Below are 7444 nucleotides of genomic sequence, written 5' to 3' on the forward strand. Positions count from 1 at the left end.
AGGAGAAGTTCTATCAACAGCGTAATGAGTTCGATAAAGTCGCCTGAAACGGAGTAATCAGCCTCCGGCAAAAGCGGGGCGGTTCATTACGTGCGCAGGACGGAGTCTGGCGACGTGTCCAGCGCCTTTGGCAAGCGCTTGTCGCGCAGTCTGAACCATCTCAATCTGCGGAACTTCGACGAGAACTGCTACGCGCTGCGCAAGACGTTTTCGTCAATGCTGCGCGCTGCCGATGTAAACGACGGCCAGCGCTAGGCAATCGCCGGCCACAGCCACGGCACAGTGCTGAATATCAGAGGTGGTCGCGGGATTTCGGACCAGGTGTTAAGCCGTGGCACCCGAGGAAGAACGCACAAAAATGACCAAACTGAAACGCTATTCGGCGGAGTTCAAGACGAAGGTGGCTCTGGAAGCCATCAGCGAAGCACTGACGACGGTCGAGCTGGCCAAGAAGTATGACATCCATCCGGCGATGATCAGCGGCTGGAAAAGCCCCGTCGCCTTCGAACGGAAAGTGGCTTAAACGAGCACCTGGGGCGGCACGAAAACGTGACAGGTCCAACCGGTGGAGAGCGCCTTGAAGACGGAGCGCGTGATGAGGTGCTGGGCGAGCACCTCGATGGCGTCCTGCTCCGAGATGCTACCGTTCAGGTCGTCGCGCAGTTCGGCAAGGAGGGCGTCACAGGTCTCGCGGGCCTTGGTTTCAGGTTCATCCATGAAAGCTATGACGGGATGTTCAGGTGGGATCTGCCATTCCTGGCTGCTATCCGAACCTGATTATCTTAGTATCGAAGTGTCCTGTGACCCGTGCCGCGAAGCGCGGTTTTTTCATTGATAGTCAGCAGCTTGACCGGTTTTGGCAATGTTCGATCAAAGCTGCGCAAGCGTATGCCGTCGAAGCACGGTGCGCACCGCGCAACACTATGATACGAAATTGAAATTAATGTAAGTAAATCAAGGCCGTGAAATTTTGCGTAGTTATAGGCCTTCGCGGGCTCTTGGTTGCATCCGCGCCGCCGCCGTGCCATTTCCCGCCCCGATCAAATCCTAGCCCATCGATGACCCGGCCCGCGGGCCGCCCCACCAAGGACATAGCCCATGACTCCGAACCAGAAAATCGCTGCGCTCAAGGCCCGTTTGCGTCTGCCGATGGTGGCCGCGCCGATGTTTCTCGTTTCGGGGCCGGATCTGGTGGTCGCTGCGGCCAAGGCGGGTATTCTGGGCGCGTTCCCCGGCCCCAACGGGCGCACCATCGACGATCTGCGCCAGTGGTTCGAACAGATCCACGCCGAGCTTGGCCCGCTGGATTTGCCCTTTGCCTTCAACATGATCACCCACAACAGCTATGGTCGCTTCGAGGATGAGCTCGCCCTCGTGCGCGAATTCAAACCCGAGATCGTGATCACCGCGCTGGGTGGCCCGCACCGGGTGACCGAGGCGGTGCACTCCTACGGAGGGATGGTCTTTGCCGATGTGAACAGCCCCGCCTACGCCAAGAAGGCGATCGAAAAGGGCGCCGACGGGCTGGTGCTGGTCTGTGCGGGCGCGGGGGGGCACACCGGGCATTACGCCATGGCGCCCTTTATTCAAGAGGTGCGCCAGTTCTTTGACGGGCCGCTGGCGGTGGGCGGCGGGATTTCCACCGGCGATGCGATGCTGGCGACGGAAACGCTGGGGGCGGATCTGGCCTATGTGGGCACGCGCTTTTTGACCGCCGAGGAAAACATGATCGGCGACGACTATCGCAACATGGTGATCGGCAGCGGGATCGAAGACCTCGTGGCCTCCAAGGCGATCACCGGGGCGATGGGCCTGTGGATGAAAGCCTCGATCGAGGCGGCGGGGATGGACCTGTCGGATATGGACAGCGCGGCCAAGATCGACTTTTCCGGCGACATGCACGCGGGCACCAAGGCGTGGAAAACCGTCTGGAGCGCAGGGCAGGGCTGCGGTGTCATCGACCGGGTCGAACCGGTGGCCGCCATCGTTGACCGCTTTGAGGCAGAGTACCGCGCGGCGGGCCAGCGCATGGCAGACCGCTTTGCGCCAACGGCAGACGTCCAGAGCGCGCCCGGGTGCAGCGATGAGCCGGCCCTAGGCTGAGCCGCGCGCGATCAGTTCGAACCCAAGATCGACTTTGGGCACCGCCGCTTCACCCGTCTTGAACCGATCAAGCAGGATGTCCGCGGCGGCCCGGCCAAAGGCTTCGCGGTCGACCCGGATCGTGGTCAGCGGCGGCTCAAGGTGGGCGGCGCCGTCCTGATCGCCAAAGCCGATCACGGCGATGTCCTGCGGCACGCGCAGCCCACGCGCCTGAGCTTCGACAAGGACGCCGTTGGCGAGAATGTCAGAGCTGCAAAAGATCACGCCGCCGTCAAAGCCATGCCCATCCAGCAGCTGTGACAGCCCCTCGCGGCCACGGGCCAGCGTGGCGTGGGTGTCAAAGTCGATCTGGGGCACCGCGCCGGGCCTGAGCGCCTGCAAGCGATCAACAAACGCGGCCTTGCGCCTGCGCGCCCGTTCGTCCCCCGCTGAAATCGTCGCGGCGCGGGCATAGCCTTTGCGGTGGGCAAACTCGGCCGCCGCATGGCCGGTGTCGGCGTGCCGAAAGCCCACGCACATGTCGATGGGCGTGTCCGAGTACTCCCAGATTTCGACCACTGGAATTCCGGCAGCCAGCACCATGCGCCGCGCCTGCGCCGAGTGGTGTACGCCAGTCAATAGGATCGCATCGGGGCGGCGCGACAGATGGGCGGCGATGGTCGCGTCTTCTTCGCGCGGATCGAGCCCGGTTTCAGACAGCAGCAGCTGATAGCCCGCGTCGCGCATCCGCCGGCCAAAGGACTGGATCATCGAGGAATAGACGATATTGGTCAGCGACGGCACCAGCGCGGTGATCAGCTTGCTTTTGTTCGAGGCCAGCGCCCCGGCCACCCCATTGGGCACAAACCCGGTCGCCTCGATGGCGTCCTGGATCCTGGCCAGCGTCTTGGCCGAGACCTTGGACGGATCGGACAGCGCGCGCGATACGGTGACCTGGCTGACCCCGGCGATCTTGCCGACGGTTTCCATCGTCACCCTTTGCGGCTTGCGCTCTGTCGTTGTCTGTTCGCCCTTCATACGCGCCATATTTCACTCTGGAACGCTGATGGCAAGCGTTGGGCGGTCGTGGCGCTGAACCTTGGAGTGTATGCGTATACATATGGTGGAAAAGGAACGTCCAGAGTCGAATATTTGCTTTTTCACAGGCCGAATGGTTTCCAGAACGCGCATTGACGCGCATTGATGTATGCGCATACATAAGCGAAAAAGGCTGCCAGGGGGGAGGGCGCGCATGGCGCATCAGGAAAGCACACCAAAGGGTGGCCTGCGCAGCGATCGCTGGTTTGGCCCCGACGATCTACGCTCTTTCGGGCATCGCTCGCGCATGATGCAGCTTGGATTTTCCGAGGACGAATTCCGCGGCAAGCCGATCATCGGCATTCTCAACACATGGTCGGAAATCAACTCTTGCCACAGCCATTTTCGCGAGCGCGCGCAGGACGTCAAACGCGGGGTGACCATGGCGGGCGGGCTTGGCGTGGAAATGCCCGCGCTGTCGGTCGACGAGAGCTTTACCAAGCCGACCTCCATGCTTTATCGCAACATGCTCGCGATGGAGACCGAAGAGATGATCCGCAGCCACCCCTTTGACGGGGTCGTGCTGATGGGCGGCTGCGACAAGACCACGCCGGGGCTGGTGATGGGGGCGCTGACGGCGGGCATTCCGATGATCTACCTCCCCGCCGGGCCGATGCTGCGCGGGCATTACGCGGGCAAGATCCTTGGGTCCGGGTCGGATGCGTGGAAATACTGGGATGAGCGCCGCGCGGGCAACATCACCGACGAGGAATGGTTGGGCATTCAGGGCGGCATCGCGCGTTCGGCTGGTACCTGCATGACCATGGGCACCGCGTCCACCATGACGGCGATCACCGATGCCATGGGGCTGACGCTGCCCGGTGCTTCGTCGATACCGGCGGTGGATTCGGGGCATCAGCGCATGTCCTCGGACTGTGGCCGCCGCATCGTCGAGATGGTCCGCGAAGACCTGACCCCCGACAAGATCGTCACCCGTGCGGCGGTGCAGAACGCCGCCATCACCGCCATGGCCACCGGCTGTTCGGCCAACGCGGTGGTGCATCTGATCGCCATGGCGCGCCGCGCGGGCGTCGATTTCAGCCTTGATGATCTGGATGCTCTGGGCCGCAGCACGCCGCTGATCGCCAATGTCCGCCCCGCGGGCAAGGACTACCTCATGGAGGATTTTTTTTACGCGGGCGGGCTGCGGGCGCTGATGAAACAGCTCGAAGAGCGCTTGCACACCGACTGTATGACCGTCACCGGCAAGACGCTGGGCGAGAACCTGCAAGGCGCGCAGGTCTACAACGACGACGTCATCCGCCCGTTGTCTAACCCGGTCTATCACGAGGGGTCTCTGGCGCTGCTGCGCGGCAACCTGTGCCCCGATGGCGCGGTGATCAAGCCCGCCGCCTGTGACCCGAAATACTATCAGCACGAGGGTCCGGCGGTCGTCTTTGACAGCTACCCCGAGATGAAGGCTTGGGTCGATGACGAGAGCGCCGAGGTCACGCCGGACACGGTCATGGTGTTGCGCAACGCCGGGCCGCAGGGTGGGCCGGGGATGCCGGAATGGGGAATGTTGCCGATCCCCAAGGCGCTGATCAAGCAAGGGCACCGCGATTTGCTGCGCATTTCCGATGCCCGCATGTCGGGGACGTCCTACGGGGCGTGCGTGCTGCATGTGGCCCCGGAAAGCTATGTCGGCGGGCCGCTGGCGCTGCTGAGGACGGGCGATATCGTCCGCCTCGACCTGCCGAACCGGACGCTGGATATGCTGGTCCCTGACGACGAAATCGAACGCCGCCGCGCCGCATGGACCCCGCCAGAGCCAAGGTTTCAGCGCGGCTACGGCTGGATGTTCTCGAAACATGTGATGCAGGCCGACAAGGGCTGCGACTTTGACTACCTGCAAGCCAGCTTTGGCGCGGCGGCGGCAGAGCCGGACATCTTTTGACCGGGTTTGCCCACCCGGCAGCCCGCAGCTGACGATCCACAAGGCCCATAGAAAAGGACACATCATGACCCCCGACACCCGTGAAAAACTGATGGGCGTTTCCGTGGCGACCCTTGCCACCGCCCTGTTCAAGCGCGGTCTGCGCCATCAGGTCATCCAGGGCGTCCACCCCCTTGGGCACAAGGGGCAGAACATGGTCGGCCCGGCCTTTACCCTGCGCTACATCCCCGCCCGCGAGGATCGCAACACGCTGGCCGAGTTCCGCAACCCCGCCCATCCGCAGCGCGTGGCGATTGAAACCTGCCCCAAAGGCCACGTTCTGGTGATGGACAGCCGCAAGCAGGCCGATGCCGCCTCGGCGGGGGATATCCTGATCACCCGCCTGATGATGCGCGGCGGGGCTGGGGTGGTGACCGATGGGGGCTTTCGGGATGCCGCCGTGATCGCAGAGCTCGACATTCCGGCCTATCACAGCCGCCCCTCCAGCCCGACGAACCTGACGAATAACGAGGCCATCGCCCTCAACGAGCCGATCGGCTGCGGCGATGCCCCGGTCTTTCCCGGTGACATCATCGTGGGCGACGCCGATTGCGTGATCGTGATCCCGGCGCATATGGCCGATGAGGTCGCAGAGGAGGCCGTCGAGATGACCGCCTACGAGGATTTCGTGGTCGAGCAGGTCAAGGACGGAGAGCCGATCATCGGCCTTTATCCGCGCGTCAACGAAGAGAAATACGGCCCCCGCTTCGAGGCGTGGCGCAAGGCTAACAATCGCTAGGGTTGTCCCCCTGTCGCACAGGGAACAGGCGGAGTGTGCATATTTACGCCCATAATTTAATCTTAAAGATTACAATTTAAGCAAAAACTCCGCCAACTCGGCGCTTTGGCGCGAAACCCACTGGCAAGAATTCCATCTGCCGGGCGCGTGAACAACAGTCTGCGGTGCATCATCCTCAGGAGGACATCTTGTTCAACCGCTTCATCTCTGCAGCCTTTGCTGCCTCCGTCGCCATCGCGGGCACATCCGGTGCCGCCCTGGCCGAAACCGACGTTCCCTTTGCGCTTGACTGGAAATTCGAAGGCCCGTCCGCGCCGTATTTCCACGCCATCGACGCGGGCCTTTTCGCGGATGCCGATCTGAACGTGTCGATTTCCGAGGGTAAAGGCTCTCTCGACGCGATCCCCAAGGTGGCCACCGGCGCCTATCCCTTTGGTTTTGCTGACATCAACAGCCTGATGCGCTTTCTCGACCAGAACCCCGAGGCGCCCGTCAAAGCCGTCATGATGATCTATGACAAGCCGCCTTTTGCCGTGGTTGGCCGCAAATCGCTGGGGATCGAGACGCCCAAAGATCTCGAAGGCAAGGTGCTGGGCGCGCCGCCCCCCGATGGCGCATGGGCGCAGTTCCCGATCTTTGCCGCCGAGAACGGTCTGGACACCGGCGCGATCACCGTCGAGCCCGTGGGCTTTCCCACGCGTGAGCCGATGCTCGCCGAAGGCAAGGTCGCCTCGGTCACCGGCTTTTCCTTCTCTTCGACGCTGAATCTCAAGCGCCTGGGCGTCCCGATGGAGGACCAGAGCGTGCTGCTGATGGCTGATTATGGCGTGGCGCTGTATGGCAACGCGATCATCGTCAACACCGACTACGCCGCCGAGAACCCCGAGGTGGTGACCGGTTTCCTCACCGCGATTGCCGCCGGTTGGAAGGGCGCAATTGCCGATCCCGCCACCGCCGTCGAAGCGCTGATGAAGCGCAACCCGGCAGCCGACGCCGATCTGGAAACCGAGCGTCTGCAAATGGCCATCGACGCCAACGTGCTGACCGATTTCGTCAAGGAAAACGGCATTGGCGGCATCGACGAGGCGCGCATGACCACGGCCATCGAACAGACCAAATCGGTTTACGAGTTCACCACCGAACCCGAGATGTCCAAGTATTTTGACGGCAGCTACCTGCCCGCCGCAGACCTGCGGATGCTTCAGTAAAGGCCAAGACTGCCGGCGGGGCGATGCGCTTGCCGGCAGTCCCAAATACCCATGACAAATCTGATCGACATCAAGGGCGTCACCCACGCCTACAAGACGCCCAAAGGCCTGCTGCCGGTTCTGGACAATCTCAACCTGTCTGTCCCCGAAGGCGAATTCGCCGCGGTCGTCGGCCCGTCGGGCTGCGGGAAATCCACCCTGACGCGCCTTGTCGCGGGGCTGATGAAGCCCGACCACGGCGAAGTCTGGCTGCATGGCGAGCGGGTCAAATCCCCGCGCAAAACCGTGGGCATGGCGTTTCAAAACCCGGTGCTGCTGGAATGGCGCTCCATTCTGGACAACGTGATCCTGCCGCTGGAAATCGTCGCGCCAACCATGTCC

At 62.7% G+C, this 7444-nt stretch carries 9 protein-coding genes; 7 read left to right on the top strand and 2 right to left on the bottom strand.

Annotated elements, in window-relative coordinates; translation table 11 throughout:
- Positions 1-114: 114 nt before the first annotated feature.
- Entirely contained in the window at positions 115-255 is a 141-nt protein-coding gene (locus B9A11_RS21540; RefSeq protein ID WP_159452545.1) for a site-specific integrase, read from the top strand.
- Between the two features lie 103 nt (positions 256-358).
- Positions 359-523, top strand: a complete 165-nt coding sequence (locus tag B9A11_RS20945) for a transposase (protein ID WP_083499977.1) — start codon at positions 359-361, stop codon at positions 521-523.
- Here the strand turns inward: B9A11_RS20945 and B9A11_RS20950 are convergent.
- Positions 520-717 carry a hypothetical protein gene (locus B9A11_RS20950; protein ID WP_058249452.1) on the bottom strand — a complete coding sequence of 66 codons (198 nt, stop codon included), beginning with the start codon at positions 715-717 and terminating at the stop codon, positions 520-522. The genes B9A11_RS20945 and B9A11_RS20950 overlap by 4 nt on opposite strands.
- A gap of 381 nt (positions 718-1098) precedes the next feature.
- Between B9A11_RS20950 and B9A11_RS20955 the strand changes: the two genes are divergently transcribed.
- Positions 1099-2103: an NAD(P)H-dependent flavin oxidoreductase gene (locus tag B9A11_RS20955; protein WP_058249453.1), complete on the top strand. Its 1005-nt coding sequence runs from the start codon at positions 1099-1101 to the stop codon at positions 2101-2103.
- On the opposite strand, the gene B9A11_RS20960 is transcribed toward B9A11_RS20955, so the two are convergent.
- Positions 2095-3129, bottom strand: a complete 1035-nt coding sequence (locus B9A11_RS20960) for a LacI family DNA-binding transcriptional regulator (protein ID WP_234988925.1) — start codon at positions 3127-3129, stop codon at positions 2095-2097. The two genes, B9A11_RS20955 and B9A11_RS20960, sit on opposite strands and share 9 nt — an antisense overlap.
- Before the next feature lie 205 nt (positions 3130-3334).
- On the opposite strand from B9A11_RS20960, the gene araD reads away from it, so the two are divergent.
- The 4 genes from araD to B9A11_RS20980 all read left to right on the top strand — a co-directional run.
- Positions 3335-5077 carry an L-arabinonate dehydratase gene (gene araD, locus B9A11_RS20965; RefSeq protein ID WP_058249455.1) on the top strand — a complete coding sequence of 581 codons (1743 nt, stop codon included), beginning with the start codon at positions 3335-3337 and terminating at the stop codon, positions 5075-5077.
- Between the two features lie 64 nt (positions 5078-5141).
- A complete protein-coding gene (locus B9A11_RS20970; RefSeq protein ID WP_058249456.1) occupies positions 5142-5855 on the top strand; it encodes a ribonuclease activity regulator RraA in 714 nt (237 codons plus the stop codon).
- A 188-nt stretch (positions 5856-6043) separates the two neighbouring features.
- On the top strand, positions 6044-7063 hold the full coding sequence (locus tag B9A11_RS20975) for an ABC transporter substrate-binding protein (protein WP_058249457.1): 1020 nt from the start codon (positions 6044-6046) through the stop codon (positions 7061-7063).
- A 51-nt stretch (positions 7064-7114) separates the two neighbouring features.
- Positions 7115-7444, top strand: a 330-nt coding sequence (locus B9A11_RS20980) for an ATP-binding cassette domain-containing protein (protein ID WP_143595967.1), incomplete at its 3' end; no start/stop codon positions are given.

Origin of the sequence: Tropicibacter naphthalenivorans, assembly GCF_900176475.1 — a bacterium.
Taxonomy (GTDB): Bacteria; Pseudomonadota; Alphaproteobacteria; order Rhodobacterales; family Rhodobacteraceae; genus Tropicibacter; species Tropicibacter naphthalenivorans.

Coding starts and splice junctions, on each gene's coding strand:
- B9A11_RS20955 (WP_058249453.1), top strand. CDS start 1,099: ATGACTCCGAACCAGAAAATCGCTGCGCTCAAGGCCCGTTTGCGTCTG.
- B9A11_RS20970 (WP_058249456.1), top strand. CDS start 5,142: ATGACCCCCGACACCCGTGAAAAACTGATGGGCGTTTCCGTGGCGACC.
- araD (WP_058249455.1), top strand. CDS start 3,335: ATGGCGCATCAGGAAAGCACACCAAAGGGTGGCCTGCGCAGCGATCGC.
- B9A11_RS20945 (WP_083499977.1), top strand. CDS start 359: ATGACCAAACTGAAACGCTATTCGGCGGAGTTCAAGACGAAGGTGGCT.
- B9A11_RS20950 (WP_058249452.1), bottom strand. CDS start 717: ATGGATGAACCTGAAACCAAGGCCCGCGAGACCTGTGACGCCCTCCTT.
- B9A11_RS20960 (WP_234988925.1), bottom strand. CDS start 3,129: ATGGCGCGTATGAAGGGCGAACAGACAACGACAGAGCGCAAGCCGCAA.